The following is an 18800-nucleotide window of genomic DNA, read 5'->3' on the forward strand; positions in this document are numbered from 1 at the left end:
ACTCGTTTTTACTTGTGTCATTCATTTTCGCGTAAATGTTGATAGGGACGGTTCTTGCCAACACGCTCACAAAAAAGGAAGTCTGGTGCAACAGCTTTTATAAGGGTTTTTCCACTATATGGAATACTGGTGAGAACCACCCCCACCAACGCCCCCACCAACACCCCCACCAACATTTAAAATTCTAGTGTTCGGTGGGTCTTGTCCCCAAAATGTCATCTCTAGATGGTATAATGACTTTTAGAAATGATAGGCATCTTGTTTGGGGATAGGCTTTATGCATAAGTAAGAAAGCACAACAGCTAGTTTTAGCGCTTTCTAATAGGAAACCTTTTTTGGAATGGCATTGTAGTTCCTGTCCCCACAGTGTCAGAAAGGAGTTTATTTATGGTTGGTAGAAATGATCCATGTCCTTGTGGGAGTGGTAAAAAGTATAAGAAGTGTTGTTTGGGTAAGAATAATGTGGTTCGTTTGAGTGAGGCGCGGGAGGAACGTTTTTATCGTAGGAAAAATGAACTGGTTGACATGGTTGGAGAGTTTATTTTTGATCTTTTTTCTACGAGAGAGATGAAACTGATGGAATCCGAGTTTAAAAAGAGAACGAATGGCGCCCTCGGAGAACATTTTACAGGATTTTTTACTTTTTGGCTTTATTTTTTTAATCGATATGATAATGGGTTACGAGGAATTGAGTGGTTTTTAGAAGAAAATGCCACTTATTTGACTTCTGAGCAACGTGAATTGACGAAATCATGGGTGGAGTTAAAGCCTCGTATGTTACAGGCTGTCGATCAAAATGAGGAAAGCTATTTGTTTAAAGATTATTTTTCTGGAGAAATTTTTCCGATGAGTAAAAGGGAAGAAAATATCCCCATGTTTCTTCCGTGGTATAGTACGTTCGCTTTAATTGAGCCGCTTGATAATTTGTACTACTTCAATGGTGTTAGAAATATTGTAACTCCTCAGGGATTTCTGAAGGCGTGTGAACTGATCCAAGAAATAGGCTATGAATCAAATTTGCCAGTTGAAGAAATTATGTTTGAACACTATCCTGAAATCTTAGTAAAGTCAATGGAGCCTATTTATACTAAGGGTCAGGGTGAGAAGGAAATTACGGAGTTCACCTACACTTTTTCCATTCCAAACAAAGATCGCGCAGAAAAATTTCTATATAATGAGGAAGACTTTCAGATTGAACAGTGGGATGAAAAACTTAAAAAACTTAGTTGGTTAGACCATTTTCGCCTTTATACAGACAGTGAATTAGATGGGGAAGTTCGTATAGCTGAAGTTTTGGCTACGATTGAAATGAAAAATAATAAGTTGACTTTTACTTCCTATGATTTACAAATTGTAAATAACTTTTTGAAAAAAGTGGAGGAAAAAGCCGAGGGCTCCCTTCTTCTAGTGGATGATCAAGAGGAGCGTATGATGGTTCCTGTGGAGGTGGAAGTCAAGCAAATGACAGCTTCCATCGATAAGAATGTTCCGGAATATTTCATTCTCTATGCGCAAAGTGATTGGGTAGAAGAATTAGACAGGCCAATCCCAATGTTTGGAAACGTAACATTAAGAGAGCTGGTGGACCAGGAACAAGCTGACCTAGCTGATGTTTGGTTTAAAGAGTCTGAGTTTAATTTATACAAATTAGTACTAGAACAACATGGACAAGTAGAGATAACAGCTGATTTTAACACAGCTAGAAGGGAATTAGGACTAGAACTTTCTCCTTTCGTAACAGGAGGAGATCAACGAAAATCCTCTTTCCAAAAAGTTACCCCAGAAAAGCGTGCTTTTGTAGTAGCCGAAGCTGATATCCCACTTTATGAAAATCTAGGATTTACTCCTGAAACCTTAGCTGATTTTTATACAAAAGACTTGGTAGAATTTTATAAACAAAAAACAAGGGGAAAAGCAGAAGGAACGGAGAGAAAGTACCGAAACGGAGTTTATGATATCCGGGAAGCATTGGAATGGTATGATTTTGAAAGCTGGGAAGAATGTGACGTTGATTTTTGGGAAGAGTTTTTATCTAATGACTTTTTTGTGATGAACGTGGATGTAAGTAAGACGAAGGTGAAGGATTTACTAACAGTAGTAAAAGCATTGGTAAAGTGGCTAGCGAGTAAAGGGGAAATGAGTAGGGCAGTGGCTAAGAAGGTGGATGAGCTTGCAAAAAACTTAGAGCCTAGGATGCTAAATGTCGTGCAGTTATTAAATGTAGAAAATCCATATTACACCCGGGGATATTATCCAGAAATGAGTATGTTAGGAAGTCTAATTAGTCAAATGGGGAATGATTTTGAAAAGGTCATGGAAGGAGATTTTAAGATCATCTCAGTAAATAAACAAAGTGTAAGTACAGAAGATCTGGAAACGGGGAAAACCCTCACTATTTCCTTAAATCGAGAATCTATTCCTTTTGCAGAAGAAGGAATGGTTTTGTCAGCTGAAATTGGGAAAAGTAAAGCAATCAATACATGGAATATCATCTATCTTGAGAAAGTAAGTCTATGAACCTGTAGGGACAGGAACCAAATGATATAGTTTGCCTTATAAAGGCTGTTTCTGTCCCACAGGTATTATTTATGGAGTGGCACTGTAGTTCCTGTCCCCAAAGTTTCTTTTTGTTCCTCTCCCTGTCCCCATCCTTTGCAGACATCGATCCATTCTTTAGCGTTGGAAAATTGTCAATCTAATAGGGAATTGAGTTCGTTCCCCAAACTTTTCCCTCCCAAAAGTCTACTCATCATACCAAATCCTCTTTTGAATTCTTTCTTACTAAAAAAGTGTAATAATAACAGGGTTGATTTGTGCACTTCCTATTACTCTAGAAATGTAAGAAAATTATCGATATTTGATAGTTTTGTCAATAAGTGTAGGATTTTAAAGATTAAAAGTCTATTATACTAACACGAAATGACAAAATATTCTAAACATTATTGATATTATGTATTATGTAATTATCTCAATAATTCAAGGAGGAGTTAAATGAGAAAGTCCAAAAAAGTTTTATCGGTACTATCTATTGTTGCATTAGTAGGCACACTACTGCCTGCCGCAGGATTTGCCCAACAAACTGGGTATAATCCTGATCCAATTGTCCAAGAGGCAGATTCAGAGTTTCTTTCAATGACCGTTGAAGAAGCTATTGCAAGTGGCAAAGTGGATTTCAGTGGAGTTGATGTCAACGGAGAAGATTCCTCTGATAGTGGACAAGCGGCAGCTGCGCCATCCGTAACACTAGAAGATGTTGGGAAAGTTGTACCATGGATCATAGCAGATAATTTCAGTGGGGGTTACTACTTTAAAAATTTTACTCTTAAAGGTGTAGGAAAATATGGAGAGGTATGGGTTGCAAATAACCTATCTTATCCTGAAGGAGATCCTCGAAATGAAGCTGGTATAGCTGAGGTAACTGATGAGCAAGTAAACTATCTTTTAAACGAGTTTGATACAAAGATGTATGAACAAGAGGTTGAATTTTTTGGAGCTCCAATGGAAAGAAAAGGAGAACATGGATATCTTCCTGAATATCAAGACGACGCTGGGCGTGTAGTTATCCTGGTTGATAACATTTTAGATGAAAATTATTTCGATCCTAATTACCCTAGCTATATTGCGGGATATTTCTCATCGACAATAAGTGATTTATCAGACCGCAATGTCATGACAATTGACAGTTTGGATTGGGCAAATCGAACAGGTCCAGATGCAGCAAGACCATTTTTGTATGAAGGAACTTTCGCTCATGAGTTTCAACATTTACTTCATCGAGACAGTGACTCTGCTGAAGAAAACTTTATTAATGAAGGCTTATCCGATTTTGCTCAGTATTTAGTTGGATATGGTCATTCAGACTCCCATGTTAACTTCATTATGGAAAATCTAAAAAATTCCTTAACACTTTGGGAGGATCAGGGTGGACTGCAAATTCTAGGAGACTATGGAATTGCTTATCTATTCCAGCTATATCTATATGAGCAGTATGGACAAGAATTTATTCAAAAGGAATTCAAAAACCAACTACAAGGTATCGATAGTATTAATGCTGTTTTAGAAGAAATGGGTGGTGACAGAGACTTTAATGATGTTTATCAGGATTTCATGTTGGCTTTAATGCTTGATGGTAAATATCAAGGAGATGGTGGAACATATAATTTTGATTCAATTAATGTCAACCCTAACTTGGATGCTGCGGTAGAATCTGATCTATATGCACCTGCTTGGGGAACTGATGTGAAATTTATTACACCTGACAAGAAAATTGATCATCTTTATTTTAAAGGTATTGATTTCCTTGGCACAAGCTGGACAACAGTAACGGATTCAGAAAAAGGAGAAGTTCTTTGGGGTAATGAAGGGCATCAAGCAGATAACTTTTTAATTAAAGAGCTTGATTTAACAGGAGAAACAAATCCAGTCCTATCTTTTGAAACAAAGTATTTAATTGAAGAACAATGGGACTTTGGTGCAGTTCAAGTGTCAACGGATAATGGAGAAACATGGGTTTCTTTAGAAAACGAAAATACAAGATCTGATGTGGTCGAAGACGGACATCCAAATGTAAAAGCAAATCTCCCAGGGTTTACAGGAGACTCCGGTGGATGGACTACAGAATCCTTTGATCTATCTGAATATGCAGGTCAAGAGATACTTTTAGGATTCCGATACATGACAGACTGGGCTTATAATGATCCGGGCTGGTATTTATCTAACCTTATGCTAAATGGAGAGAACATCGATCCAATGACCTCTACTGATGGCTTCATGAGCTTAGCGGAAGCAACTAAGAACTACGTTAACTACCAAGTTTCTTTTGTGGGTTACATGAAAGGAAATGCAAAAGGTCAAGACAATCATGTTAAAGTGATTAAGTTTCCAGATCTACTAAACATGAGTGAAGGAGACAAGTTGGAACTTGGCGATATGCTAAGAAGCTCCAAATACTCTAAAGTACTCATGATGGTTACTTACGCTCCTGAACCAGGTCAAGGCGGTAGTGCTACTTATGATTATGAGGTAGTTATGAAGAGTAATAATAAAAAATAATTTTAAAAAGAAAAAGGGGAAACGAGCTTTCGTTTGCCCTTTTCCTTTTAGTCAGGTTATCTTTTCCAGAGTTCATATCTTCATATAGCCCTACACCGACTCCAACTGAAAACGTAATCTCATTCTAATTGGGAAATTGCTAAATTCAACACCGGGATTCCATATGGATATAAACGGCTTTTTTTTCCACATGGACTGTATAGGGTTGCACAATCCTCCAAATGAGGAGGAAACCAAGGATAAAAAGCAAGGAAAATTCCTGATGTCTTTCCTGCCTTTTTCTTGACATGATCATTTTCCATTATCTTAGGGGAAAGATGTTTATTTCCCTTTATTATAGTATCAGCTTTATATGTTCGAGTAAAAAAAAGGGGTTCTCTATTTTGATAGATAATAAAGTATAAAATCTGTCTAGCTTCAGCGAGTAATCTTCTGAGTTTTTGCCCCGAGCAATCACACTAAGGAAAGCTACTTAGATTTACTTCGCAGAAACAAGTGCTTTTCTTGTTTCGAAGGGCGCTTGCACTTTTCTTAATAACCACTACATTTTGGGCTAGCCGTTACTCCTTGGTTTTTCATGAAACCTGCGGATGAAAAAATTTCGCATCGCATGAAATGGACGAATATGATAATGATTTTGCCATTCTATCCATTCCAGCGCCAAGATACATAACATCATCCACGCCGTTCCTGCTAGGTACCCAGCAAGAACATCACTCGGAAAATGAGCACCTAAATAAATGCGACTAAAACCGATGAAAAATATAAGCAAACCAGCAATCGTTATATAAAGGGTTTTTAAAGTTTTTGATCGGTTACTCCTTAAGACAAGGTAAATCGTAAATCCATAAAAGATAAGAGATCCCATGGAGTGCCCACTTGGAAAACTATAACCAATCGCATCAATTTCCGGATTTATGGATGGTCTTCCTCTGTTATAATATTCTTTTAAAACTTGAGTTAGGAGAGCGCCACCCCCATTAGCTACAATAAAGGCTCCAATTCCCCACCAATCATTGGCTCGAAACCAAAGTAAAAGTATAACTAAGATACACATAGCAGTTAAAAACCATACCGATCCTAGTTCTGTAACAAGGATCATCATCTGATCGAGTAAATCTGTTTCAATCGTTTTTAAAAAATCAATGATCGTCGAGTCAAATGCCTTAATTTCTGATCCGAGCAGTTCCTCTCCTATTTCAATAAAAATATAGGTAAATAAACTAATAACGATTAGACCAGCTAAGACAATTAGGACAGGGAATTTCACTTTTTTTGCCTGCTGTTCATCCATTTTTCATCACTCCTTCCTGAAACGGAGTTTGACTTGTGACATAAATTGATCAAATGCACTTCTTATTATTCTCCATGATTAAACAATATACATGATTAAATGGATGAAGACGAGTGAAGAATTCCTCTATTTTTCACTATACAAATGCTGCATTTTTTGATATCCTTTATCATTAGAAGTATAAGGGGAGTAGCTTTTACAGTAATTGTCGTCATTACAGAGTACAAAGATACTCTCGGCATTACTGGCGACTGAAAAGTTGTTAGCAAGACCTTTGCCTACCAGGGCAGAGGTCTCTTTTTTTACTGTCAATATTTAAAAGTTTCAGCAGTTGATAGTAAAAGAAAAACGAAGCTATCGCCATTAGACCTTGGCGATAACCGAGTTTTTCTAATGTTCTTTAAATCCTCAAAGGGTTAAAGGGCAAATAAAAAGAGAACTCGGTCAATTAGTATTGCTAAAACCGAGTTTTACCTACTGCTCTACCTACTATACTTATCTATCAGAGAGGGGAAACTGATTTGGAATCTATATGGTTAGAATATGGATGGACTTTATTAGTACTTATTGTTCTTGAAGGATTATTATCTGCGGATAACGCACTAGTTCTAGCCGTTATTGCAAAACATTTACCAGATGATCAGAAAAAGAAGGCCATTAACTACGGTATCATTATGGCGTTTGTTTTTCGATTTGGAGCCATTTTTGCCATTTCATTTTTAGCGAACGTATGGCAAGTTCAAGCGATAGGTGCTGCTTATTTAATTTACTTGGGGCTTAAACATGTGATTGGCAATTGGATGGGAAAGGGCCAGGATGAGGAAGAGGATAAAAATACAGCAGGAAAAGGCTTTTGGTCAACAGTGGGAAAGATTGGTATAGCTGATTTAGCATTTGCTATTGACTCTATCTTAGCTGCAGTAGCCCTTGCACTAGCACTACCAGACTCTCCATTAGGTAATTTTGGTGGAATGGACGGGGCTAAATTTGCGGTCGTTGTCTTAGCAGGAATTGCAGGGTTAATTTTAATCAAATATGCGGCGACATTATTTGTGAAGTTACTCAACGATCGTCCCGGCTTGGAAACGACAGCTTATCTTATTGTAGCTTGGGTAGGTGTAAAACTTGCAGTGATTACCCTTTCACATGAAAAGGTAGGTGTGTTGCCACATGAATTTCCACACGGAACTCCATGGACAATCACTTTCTGGGGAGTACTCCTAGGGACGGCCGTTGCAGGCTGGTTCCTTTCAGGCAGAACAGCAAATAAGGATAAACAAGAAAATGATAAAACAAATGAAGACTCTGTATAATAGGGACAGGGTTAAGTCTTAATAATGCTTAAAAATAGCCGGACATGACATTCCATGTCCGGCTACATCTTTTTTCACCAGTAGCATATATACCACGATAACTATTAGGGTTATAATAATCATGGCTTCCTCCGTACATGATTTTATATCCTGTTAATCCTTTCATCCTCAATCCCTTTTTTCCTTAGAATTCCTTTTTCTATTTGATGTCCGATATATCCAAGGATCAACCCTAAAGAAAGTCCACTAAACACAGGACTAATAAAAAAACTCCAAATTAATCCAAAATCCATACCAATAGTCATTCCGAAAAAGAATCCGGTGAGGTGTGGTCTTAATAGTATATTTTCTCCCTCGACACTGTTTTCAACATTCATCTTTAATGCTTTATTAAAAGCTTGCCAAATGGAATAACAAAATACTGCAGGATAAAACAACCCCCAAGAAAGGTCAGATACTTCATAAGCCTTATATAATTCTCCGTTAAATGAATACAAAATAGACTCATTCACGTTTGCTTGCAAGTTAACTAATACTTCCCATCCGATCAATAACAAGCCAAGGAAATAATCTCTATTATAAAATTGGCCAAAACCAGGAATGGCAATAGACCACAAAAGTGCAGCCCAGGGAGATTGATATGTTTTTTTCTTATGGTCAGAAAAAGTTATTTTATCAACTGAAACATTCATAAATATACCCTCATTTATTGGGAGTAATGGCAGGTTCATTTAAACACACTCTCCCCTACTAATCTAATCCATGGTTTGACTTTACTTTGCTCATAAATTAGGATTCCTATCAATAAATTGTTTAAGCCTTTTTAGCATAGAATATAAATTGCTTTAAACTGATGGAACTGGTTTTACTTGTCCAACTAGATAATAGTACAGCCGAGAACAAGATAAACCCGATGTTAAGCATGAGAGGTAAGGGGATGTTTGATTTTTTAACGGTAGTTAAACTATTCCTAGACACATACCATCCAACCTCATCACTTTTACTTCTTAACGAATCTCTATATACTTAAACTAGGACAATTTTTTGGACGAGGGATTAGCTCCCTGTCTAGTCTGTAAATTGACCAACAAAATATAGTAGAAGGTGGTCTTGTCATGGCAAAAGGATTTAGTGCGGAAGATTTACTAAATTTTACATTTATTTCAGATCCACAGATTTCACCAGATGGAAAGCAGCTTGTGTTTATTCAGCGTACCATTAATGAAAAAAAGAAATACGAATCAAGTCTATACATACAAAATATTGAAACCAAGCAAGTCAATCGTTTTACACAAGGAAACTCTAAGGACTCATCTCCATGCTGGTCTCCAGATGGTAAAACCATTGCTTTTGTTTCCGACCGATCTGGAAAAGGCCAAATTTGGCTTATCCAAGCAAATGGGGGAGAAGCTCGTCCATTAACAGATTTTCCAAACGGAGCCTCTCAACCTGTGTGGTCTCCAGACGGTCAAAAGATTCTTGTCACAACTTCATTGGCTGAAGACGAATCCATAAACGATCAGCCTAAAAAAGACGACGAAAAAGACAACGAACTTAAACCCTACATCACTACACGGCTTGCCTATAAATCAGATGCTTCTGGATTTTTTGAAGACAAGTATAGTCAGCTAATTTTAGTGGACGTAGCAACCGGAGAAACAACCCAGCTCACAGACGGACCATTCGACCATGAAGGTGGAACTTTTTCACTAAATGGGAACAAAATCGCTTTTAGTGCTGATCGATCAGACGATCCAGACAGGAACTTAATTTCAGATATCTATGAAATAAACTTAGCTGACAACAAACTAACCAAACTCACCGACAGTGGAGGAGTATACCACACACCAAACTACTCACCAGACGGAACAAAGCTCTCTATTCTCGGTAACAGACGCGAATACTCCAATGCAACACTAACACGAATTCATTTATTAAATCTTGAGACTAAAGAAATGGCGTCTCTAACCCAAGACTGGGACGTCCAAGCCGACGATGTCGCCATCAACGACATGGGAACCGGAGCAGGAAACAAAGGCGCCATCTGGAGCACCAATGGGCATAAGCTTTTCTTTCTCGCCAGTGAAAACGGGGAAACCCAACTCTATACGGTTGATTTGGTAGGAAAAATAGTACCTATAACGAGTGGTTCTCACCAAGTCTATGCTTTTAGCCTATCAGATAGCGAGAACCAAGCTGTGCTCGCCATCAGCCGAGCAGACGTACCAGGAGATCTCTTCCTTTTTGATATTGAGAGCGGTAAGGAAACTCGCCTGAGAGAGTCCAACGCCGCTCTTTTAAAAGAAAGGTCCATCTCCGTGCCGGAGCAAATCGTGTTTCAAGCCCGAGATGGCTGGTCCCTTGAGGGTTGGGTTATGAAACCAGTAGGATACAAAGAGGGTGAAAAATATCCATTAGTCCTTGAAATCCATGGTGGTCCACATATGATGTACAGCCACGGCTTCATGCACGAGTTTCAGGTTCTTACATCAAAAGGTTATGGAGTTCTATATATCAACCCCCGAGGAAGTCACGGATACGGCCAAGAGTTTGTTGATGCAGTACGTGGCGACTATGGAGGAGGAGACTACCATGATTTAATGGATGCCGTTGACTATGCTGTGGAGAATTTTAACTGGATTGATGCTGATCGAGTGGGGGTTACCGGTGGAAGCTATGGAGGGTTTATGACGAACTGGATCGTTGGTCATACAAACCGTTTTAAAGCTGCTGTTACCCAGCGTTCCATCAGCAACTGGATCAGCTTTTATGGGGTGAGTGACATCGGATACTTTTTCACAGAATGGGAAATGAAGACAGACTTGCTAGGAGATCAAGATATGTTGTGGAAGCACTCCCCATTGCGCTATGTAAAAAATGTAGAAACTCCATTATTGATTTTGCACAGTGAAAAAGACTATCGCTGTCCTATTGAGCAAGGAGAACAACTCTACGTTGCCCTAAAACACCAAGGAAAAACAACCAAACTCATACGTTTTCCAGAATCCAACCACGAACTATCAAGAAACGGAAACCCCAACCTAAGAATCGCCCGACTAAACGAAATTGTCGGATGGTTTAACGAACACCTGTAAACTGAGGACAGGAACCCCCGGAAGGACAGGAACCCCGGTGGGGCAAGGAATCCCCGGAGGGACAGGACCCTCGTTGCTACAGTCTGCAATCCCTCTTATTGGAAGTCTTCTTCCTATTCGAAGAGTAGAAAAAGAGGTAGAAGAGAAGGTCGTGCAATAAAATTAAAGAACAATAGTACAATTTAGCAAAAAAACAAAAACCCATCCTGCATTTCAGTAATCGCGGGATGGGTTTTGCTTTTATGGTTAATCTATTTTCTTCTTCCTTAAGAAAAATAGGAAAAGGAGAATGCCCCCCAACAATATGCCAATGAAATAGAGCCAAATTACTCCTGATATACTTTCTTGTGGGTCATTTTGGGATTCTATTTGTTCTTGCGAGTTAACATTACTGCTCTCTTGTTTTACCTCTCCATTTAGATTCGAAGAGAAATACTCTCCAGCCTTGTTTCTCACGACAATATCCACATTATCTTTTTGTTCAAGTAGATAAGTTAACAAATCTTGATGGATATAAGTATCTTGATTTTCCATACGAGCAAATACTGTCATGACTTTTTCTTTATTCCAAAGGGAAGGTTCCATCCATGTGACATAGTCCGTTGTTTCATTAATAAAACTGTAACTCGCTAGATTAATTCCCTCCTGATTCCATTTGATACTGGATTCTTTTCTTTTTTCATTCAGGAACTCATAATCCGTTAAATTTCCCAAGACAATCACGTCTAATTGACGCAAAGCATTTTCTTCTTCTTTTGAAGGGGTTCCTTGAATAATGGTCGCATTTAATTTCATCCTCGCTTGTGATGGCATACGGCTATAAAGAATAGATAGCTGAGATAGTATGTCACTAGTGACTTTTTTTCCTGGGATAAGGATAGCTAGTGAAGTTGGGTTTGAGTTATTTATATAAGCTGCTGGCCAGTACAAAAAGTTATCGCTATCTGCTATCTCATAATTAAAATGAAATTTGCTTTGATTATCAATAAATACCCATAGGTTGTTTTCGTCATCAGAACAACCATATCGATCATCTAAAGAAGAAGTAAATTTGATTTCTAAAGATGTACTGTTTTCCAATAACTTCTCTGTAAGAGGAAGTTTATAATGATAAAAACCAGCATCATCTTTTGTTTCTATTACCTGATTTAATGAGACTCCATAAGGTGTATTGTTAACTAAGATGGTGAGAAGGCCCTGTTCATCCATTTCTTGTGTTAACTCTGATTGGTTTAAAAAAGAAGGAGACGCTTTTATCATTAAATCCAAATAACTATCCTCATTGATTTTCCAGTAGGACGGGATGGTTAGGTAGTAAGAGTTGGTTTCCTTCTTTTCTAATGTTAGTAATTGGTTTTCAAATCCAATAGCTTCTAGTGTCTCAAAATTGTTCTTTTCCTTGCTTGTGCTTGGAACTTGATCAAGGGTTAATGAATTTCCGGTTAATTGCACATCCAATTCAGAGTCAAACAGTACGTGAATATTGGATTCTATCAAATGATTATTTGATGCTGTGACCAATAACATTTGTTTAGTAGTTTCTTCATCACTAAGGTAAAGATTTTCTAGCAATAAATGATTTTTCTCCACTTTAATCTTTTTTGTGTTAACAATTTGCTTCACATTTCCTTTCCAGCTCTCCATACTACCAATAGCGATGGTGTGTTTTAATTCATCATCTTCCATCCACTCAGACTCCGTAACAATTGGAAATCCTGAATTTGTAAGAGTGAGTGATGACAAATAACTGGAAAGATTTAGTGCTGAATTTATAATTTCAGAAGATGGATGGTCTGGTATGACTATAGTCCCGTAAATAACTTGGGGAGTACCTGTCTGTATAAATGGATAGGGAAAATCTCCTAACAAATCGTCTCGTACTATAGTTTCTTGTGTGTCTATAAAAGCATAAGAAGTTGGATGAATTTTGACCCAATTGGCAGGGTTTTCTTCATCATAACAATAATCTCCCGAAATGTAACCGTGACTATTTAAGGTGATTTTGTGAAACCCGGAACTAAGATTTTCTTTCGATAAAGGTATTTTTATTTTTGACTGATCTTGGTTTTCTTTTGTTAACAGAATGCTTTTGATAGGCACATCATCAATCATAATAGTTAATGTTGATTTCTTTGGATCTAAAAGATCAGAATGACTAACGACCAATTCAATATAATTATCGTCAGCAACGTCAGAAATAGGTACCTCATAATAAAAGTCCCTTGTTTCATCCACCCCATTTAGAGTAACCATTTGCTGATTTAAGAAAGGGATAGCTTGACCTATTGTGATAGATTTTTCCTTATTTTGTTTAAGATCCTTATATTCTTTAGGCGTATAAATGCTAAAACTCAACGGAGAATTTGTGACATTTTCTCTGTCCTCTTCATCAGAATTTGTAGGGCTATCATTCTTAGGTTCACTCTCTTGGCCGGTTTGCACATTTGTCCCCTGGTCAATGGAGGAAGGCTTAACATCAGAATTTGTGCTGATATTGGTGGGATCATTCTCACTAGAAAAAAGAGGGTCTACATAATCCTCCCAAAATTGAATCAAGTTCTGTTTCTGCCAAATTCCAATCCCAATGATCAATATCATAACTATAATTATACTTTTTTTTGAAAAAAAACTTCTTTTTTTCTTTTTGAATTTCTTTTTTCTAGGAGGTATGGATGATCCATCTGTTAAAAACCCATCGTTATCTTTATTCAACTCAACTACCTCCCTTCATTACATTGGTGGATGGTTTTTAGGACTATCCCCAAAACGTTCTGTTTTATACCATTTCACTTCTTGTCTTAACAGGACTCGCTTAATCTCAAGGAATATAGCATTTATGACAAGCAAAATCCATAATTGGGAATAAGTAAAATACATTATAGATACAATGGCTAAATTCTTAATCGTTAATTCGGTTTTTTCAATACTTAATGTAATCATGATTTCTGTTATAAATAAAAGGTAGGCTAGTACCCATAAAACAATAGCCACGACTCCAAATTCCAATCTCAGATCAAAAAACAGATTAGCAATTAAGATAACGTTGGAAATGATAACTCCGGAAAAGAATAAAAAATAAGTAAAAAAGAAGTAAAATAAATCGAATAAGATACTCTTCTTTTTTAGAGTAAGCCATCTCCAAATGAATTTTAAAATAACATATTGATTTCCGCGGGCCCATCGTGTTCTTTGCTTCCACCATACTTTAAGAGATTCGGGCTCCTGTTCCCAAGTGATAGCTGCTGGGAAGAATCGAATATAGTATCCTAAGTTATAGACACGAATGGTTAACTCTGTATCTTCAGCTAGTGCCTTTTCATCCCATCCGTTCAATTGTTGGATTATTTCTCGACGTATAGCAAAATTAGTACCAGGAATAGTAGTCATTTTAAACCAATTCCAACGGCCTGCTTGTGCCATCCATTGAAAACAGATCGTCTCGATGTTGATAAATGATGTCAGAAGATTTTTCTTGGCATTATTCACTCTAAATTTTCCAACTACCACACCGGCTTTAGGATCATTTAGAAGGGCTAACACCAGATTGTATACAGCATCCTTTTCGGGCACGTTGTCAGCATCATAAACGATAATAATCTCGCCACTTGCATGATTTAACCCGGCATTTAATGCCCCAGATTTCCCTTTTCCAGAAAAGGGAGGTTTGTTATGGACGGGGACAATATAGGGATATAGTTCAGCGTATTGATCAAGGATTGCTCCTGTTTGATCTTGTGAATTGTCGTTTACTATAATAACTTCTAGTTTTTCCTTTGGGTAATTTAACCTAGTCATAGCCCGAATCGTTTTATCTATGACTATTTCCTCATTATATGCTGGGATTAAGATACTTACCTTTGGTAGAGTGATATTTTTTCTTTTCCATTCCTCTATCGGCTTAAAGTGGGTAAGGGAATATTGATATCCACCTTGCATCAGAAACATATGGTACAAAAGCATGACCCATATGATAGAAAGAGAATATATAAATAGTTGATTAGCCATCGGATGCATCCCTTTCTTTAAATAGGCTTTTTCTTAACCCTGACCTTAAATAGAAAGTATAAGTTAAAAATATAATGATTGTTATCGATACAAGGCTGACAATTCCCCAAAGAATCATTTCGAATGGGCTTAGATCAATATTTTGAATAAGTTTTTTTTGTAAGGGTGTTTGGTCGCTAACTGAAATTCCACCCTTAGTATTTGTAGTTATAGATTTATAAGGAGTTGTTACATGAACTAATTGCTTTTTGAGATCGATCCATTTTATATTTTCTACTTGTTCTAATTGCTCCACAATTGGTTTTAAAGAATCTAGTCCGATATATGGGTGATAAAAAAAGCCAATGAACCCATTCGTCGTTTTTGTGACTAGACTTAATTTTTCATAGATATCCATATAAGATGTAACAGACCCTGGATCATAGAATCCAATCGTTTCAGGATAAAGGACCATACCATTTAACATCTTCGGTTTTGTTAAAAGAGGGGAGGTATATGTTATCTCCCAGTCTTTATCACTTAGTTGTACCTGTCCAAAGAAATGAGAAAAATATTGGGATAGGATTTTGTATCCATTTTGCGACATCGTATAATGTGGAGGCTCAAAACCTAATGGATATAAGCCAAGATCAACGAGCTCTTGTATCCCTTTTTCTATCTTAGATTCAGTGTAATTCTTTTCATACTTCTGTAAATCTTCCTTATACTGCTGAAATTCATCATATGTATCAAAATCATTTCTTTCTTTCAAATTGAAATTTTGAGAAAAAGGATTATAGATAGGATGGTTGTTTTTTACATCCCAAAATTCAAAACCTTCTCCTGTTTCAGTGTCTCGATATTTATGAGAATAACCATGCAATATAATGGTACCACCATGGTCTTGTAAATACTTTAAAACCTCCACCATTTCCGGCTTATCTTTATAGTGAATTTCACCATTAATTTCTGGTGAAGTATAGACTGGGATGACAGCAATCAGATAGGGTATTTCTTTTTCCCACAAATAGTGACCGATTTCTTTAAGAAGCTTTGGGTCTGAAAGTGGATGTATATCTTCTAATCTTATATAGGCTAAATGTTCCTTTTTTTTTGGAACATCAAATATTTCAAATAACTTTTCAGTAAAAAGATAAGAAAAAGGAGCATCTAAGAATTCACTAGAATAAAAATAAGTTTGTTCATTTTTTATGAGAAGAGGATATGGTTCCTTCCCAACCCATCCCGTTAACAATACTTTTGAGTCAAAGGAGTAATTTTTAATATGGTTCATAGAAAAGCGACCACTAAGCATGATTTTGTCAGTTTCATTAGATTTGTCCGATATTTGATTAATCCAAATGGGGTCTCCTATTTCTAAAAAGGAAGACCTCGTTGGAAACTGGCTTATATTGTGGCCTATGACAACAAAGGTACCATCAAAACTTGAAACTAATTTTATAAAATTAGAATCAACAGTGCCTTGTTGTAGACCATAATAAAAGAGAAGTGATGTATCGTCTAAATCTTCTGACCTAACATTTCTGTCTTGGATAAATTGAATATTAGTCGAAAAATGGCCCAACAGTATATCCAACTGCTTTAAGTTATCCTCCCCAAGAGTATAGTCATCACTGTATACAACTACCACCTTTTGATTGCTATCTTCTGCAGGAAATGAAGCCGGTGTTTCAGCTAAGGAGTTCAAAGGAAATAATAGGGTAATGAGTAAGAACACTGGTAATATATTTAAGGATGTCCCTTTATAAATTATTGTTAAGTTGTTCTTCCACAATGGAATACATCTCCTTATAATCTCCCATGTCCTTCTTATAACTACTATGACCAAATGATAAGGTTAGATTAATCTGTTTTTGATGATTTGAAAGTGTGTGCTCGGTGAGAGCTTGTTCCAGTTTGTCAATGACATATTGAATATTGTCCTCGGATGTTTCCTTTAAAAGGACTCCAATTATTCTATCCTCAATTCGGAATAGGCTATCACTTGCACGAACTTGATTCTGCACTTTTTTTGCTATGCTCATCATCAAAAAATCAAATTCTTTTAAACCGTATAGAGTTTTAAATTGCTCTAGATAGTCTATTTGAAAGCAAAGCAAGGAAAGGTGGGATCCATACCTTTCAGATCGTTTAAATTCTTGCTCAAGTTCAAAGAAAAAACGTTTACGATTATTAAATCCCGTATTAGGATCAATGGAAACTAATTCGTTATATTTTGCTTTCATTTCTACATTTTCTTTGTGTAAAGAAACGGTCGTTTGATGAATTAGCCCAGCTAAAATGGCAGTTATTAAATAGGAAACGAGCCAAACTAACTGGTTAGAGAACTCCATTTCTATGACAGAATGTCCCCTCCATGTCGTCCAGAACCAATAACTTCCTATCAAAAAGATAGAGAGAAGGCTAAATGCTAAGCTATGAGTAGGACCTTTCCATATCCCAATCCCTATCGTAAAGAGAGAAATAAGAAAGGAAACAATAATGGTACGAATGGAAGAAGGCTGACTCACAGAAAAGATAGTTAAACCTAAGATTATGACCTGGAGTATTGAAAAATAAATAAACAATTGGTTTTTTCTATTGAAGAACTCCTTCATTTATCAGTTTCCTCTCTGCAAGTAAAGGAATTACATTATCAAAGATATGTGAATCTTCAATATTGTAATCTATATATCCACCGTAATATTTACTTTCAGGATTCTTCGTTTGAAATTCCACCATTCGATAGTAAAGATCTCTGGCAAAATCATTCTCATTAGACTCCAAGGCGAACAAAATCGTTAGCCCATACAAAGCAGGGGACTCATAGTTTACAGTTGGTAGATTAGTTGATCTATTATACCTTCCAAATAAAGCCCCTTCTTTATGAAACTCTTGTTTTAAAAAGTTTAAAAAGTCTTGGTTGATATGTTTTATCTGTGCTTGATGGTAAGCGATATATACTTGGTCAATTAAATTTATCTCGTCTTCAAACTCGTAGGTTTCTTCTATTATATGAAGACGTTTTGGGTAAAAGGGATACTCATAAGGTATATTTTTTAGTAAATCCATAGATGTATTGAAAAGTTTATCGTCTATTTGCCCTGAATCCATCAAATAATGAATAGCTTTTGGTTTTAAATAAGATAATGTGAGTATGTCTGCCTCTTTCATTACTTTTGAGTCATAGTAATCCGTAAAATAATTATTGGAAATCTGGTGTTTTACAATATTTTTTCCAATAGCTTCAGCTTCCTCACTATATTTTTTTATTCCCCATAAGTCGGTTGCTGCCATTAATGCTTCTATGATTCTAAGATCATCTATTAGGGCGTTTGTATATATTTCCTCTTTTTTATTGGAGGACACTTTCCAAAGAACTAGATGCTCTTTTGTAAGGAAATGTTCTTTCAAGGTCACGTAAGCAGATTCAAACATGATTGAATCTTTTTTTTCGAGTGCGTAAAGCATCCAGAGCCCCAAAGATTCTGATAAGGCATCTTCGCCTCTAGCGATTTCGGGATTTTTAGAAGGATAATCTTGGAGATTTGTTTTCATTGTTCCATTCGAGTTAAACATCCAATTCTTAATAAAGGTTTCTACTATTAGTTCATTAACAGACGGTTCTGATATAGAAAGTTGGGTATGATCATCATCATTAGAGAGGGAGAAAATAACTAGTATAGGAACGGTGATACAAATGACTAAAATTAATAAGGTGAAAAACAAGTACTTGTATCTTTTCAACCAACTCTCCTCCTAGTTAAAAATTCCTATTTATAATATATATTAGTTAGGTTTAATTGTAAAACACATTATGGAGATTGTCGAAAGTCTATATCTTTTGGCAGGGGTAATGGTATTTATCCCACATGAATCGGCTGTAATATCTCGACCTCAAATCTTAAGTGAAATGAATTTTTCTATAGTTCTACATCACCAAATAATATACTTCTTTAAGGAAGATATCTTAGTTATTAAGGTATTTTAGAGGTGGGGGGTATTTGTGGGTGAACATTTTTGAATTCCTTAAAGAAAATAGATACTTATGCCGTAAAAGCT

At 36.6% G+C, this 18800-nt stretch carries 11 protein-coding genes; 4 read left to right on the forward strand and 7 right to left on the reverse strand.

Translation table 11 applies throughout. From position 1 onward, the window contains the following. The first annotated feature begins 387 nt into the window (after positions 1-387). Both RZN25_15435 and RZN25_15440 read left to right on the forward strand, forming a co-directional pair. Positions 388-2517, forward strand: coding sequence for an SEC-C metal-binding domain-containing protein (locus tag RZN25_15435; GenBank protein ID MEQ6378204.1), 2130 nt, complete (start codon positions 388-390; stop codon positions 2515-2517). A 474-nt stretch (positions 2518-2991) separates the two neighbouring features. Beyond that, entirely contained in the window at positions 2992-5052 is a 2061-nt protein-coding gene (locus RZN25_15440; GenBank protein MEQ6378205.1) for an immune inhibitor A, read from the forward strand. A 553-nt stretch (positions 5053-5605) separates the two neighbouring features. On the opposite strand, the gene RZN25_15445 is transcribed toward RZN25_15440, so the two are convergent. After that, entirely contained in the window at positions 5606-6346 is a 741-nt protein-coding gene (locus RZN25_15445) for a phosphatase PAP2 family protein (protein MEQ6378206.1), read from the reverse strand. A 521-nt stretch (positions 6347-6867) separates the two neighbouring features. Between RZN25_15445 and RZN25_15450 the strand changes: the two genes are divergently transcribed. Beyond that, on the forward strand, positions 6868-7659 hold the full coding sequence (locus tag RZN25_15450) for a TerC family protein (protein ID MEQ6378207.1): 792 nt from the start codon (positions 6868-6870) through the stop codon (positions 7657-7659). Between the two features lie 143 nt (positions 7660-7802). Here the strand turns inward: RZN25_15450 and RZN25_15455 are convergent, their stop codons facing one another. Then, positions 7803-8351 carry a hypothetical protein gene (locus RZN25_15455; protein ID MEQ6378208.1) on the reverse strand — a complete coding sequence of 183 codons (549 nt, stop codon included), beginning with the start codon at positions 8349-8351 and terminating at the stop codon, positions 7803-7805. A 423-nt stretch (positions 8352-8774) separates the two neighbouring features. Here RZN25_15455 and RZN25_15460 point away from each other — a divergent pair, with 423 nt between their 5' ends. Next, positions 8775-10754 (forward strand): S9 family peptidase, encoded by a 1980-nt coding sequence (locus RZN25_15460; GenBank protein MEQ6378209.1) that lies wholly within the window; start codon positions 8775-8777, stop codon positions 10752-10754. Between the two features lie 246 nt (positions 10755-11000). Here the strand turns inward: RZN25_15460 and RZN25_15465 are convergent, their stop codons facing one another. Genes RZN25_15465 through RZN25_15485 form a run of 5 tightly spaced genes read right to left on the reverse strand, consistent with a single transcriptional unit; the run spans position 11001 to position 18485 of the window. Further along, entirely contained in the window at positions 11001-13466 is a 2466-nt protein-coding gene (locus RZN25_15465; protein ID MEQ6378210.1) for a cellulose biosynthesis cyclic di-GMP-binding regulatory protein BcsB, read from the reverse strand. A gap of 18 nt (positions 13467-13484) precedes the next feature. Continuing rightward, the gene (locus RZN25_15470; GenBank protein MEQ6378211.1) at positions 13485-14759 is read right to left on the reverse strand and encodes a glycosyltransferase; all 1275 of its coding nucleotides are present in this window, start codon (positions 14757-14759) and stop codon (positions 13485-13487) included. Then, complete coding sequence (locus RZN25_15475; protein ID MEQ6378212.1) at positions 14752-16533, reverse strand: DUF2334 domain-containing protein; 1782 nt, start codon at positions 16531-16533, stop codon at positions 14752-14754. Before RZN25_15475 ends, RZN25_15470 begins: the two co-directional genes overlap by 8 nt. Then, on the reverse strand, positions 16502-17356 hold the full coding sequence (locus tag RZN25_15480) for a GGDEF domain-containing protein (protein MEQ6378213.1): 855 nt from the start codon (positions 17354-17356) through the stop codon (positions 16502-16504). Before RZN25_15480 ends, RZN25_15475 begins: the two co-directional genes overlap by 32 nt. Further along, positions 17337-18485: a glycosyl hydrolase family 8 gene (locus tag RZN25_15485; protein ID MEQ6378214.1), complete on the reverse strand. Its 1149-nt coding sequence runs from the start codon at positions 18483-18485 to the stop codon at positions 17337-17339. Before RZN25_15485 ends, RZN25_15480 begins: the two co-directional genes overlap by 20 nt. Positions 18486-18800: the final 315 nt, after the last annotated feature.

Source organism: Bacillaceae bacterium S4-13-56 (assembly GCA_040191315.1).
GTDB lineage: Bacteria > Bacillota > Bacilli > Bacillales > JAWJLM01 > JAWJLM01.

Excerpts from the sequence above, each read along its gene's own strand:
- RZN25_15460 (MEQ6378209.1), top strand. The coding sequence starts at position 8,775 with ATGGCAAAAGGATTTAGTGCGGAAGATTTACTAAATTTTACATTTATT.
- RZN25_15455 (MEQ6378208.1), bottom strand. The coding sequence starts at position 8,351 with ATGAATGTTTCAGTTGATAAAATAACTTTTTCTGACCATAAGAAAAAA.
- RZN25_15470 (MEQ6378211.1), bottom strand. The coding sequence starts at position 14,759 with ATGGCTAATCAACTATTTATATATTCTCTTTCTATCATATGGGTCATG.
- RZN25_15445 (MEQ6378206.1), bottom strand. The coding sequence starts at position 6,346 with ATGGATGAACAGCAGGCAAAAAAAGTGAAATTCCCTGTCCTAATTGTC.
- RZN25_15480 (MEQ6378213.1), bottom strand. The coding sequence starts at position 17,356 with ATGAAGGAGTTCTTCAATAGAAAAAACCAATTGTTTATTTATTTTTCA.
- RZN25_15435 (MEQ6378204.1), top strand. The coding sequence starts at position 388 with ATGGTTGGTAGAAATGATCCATGTCCTTGTGGGAGTGGTAAAAAGTAT.
- RZN25_15440 (MEQ6378205.1), top strand. The coding sequence starts at position 2,992 with ATGAGAAAGTCCAAAAAAGTTTTATCGGTACTATCTATTGTTGCATTA.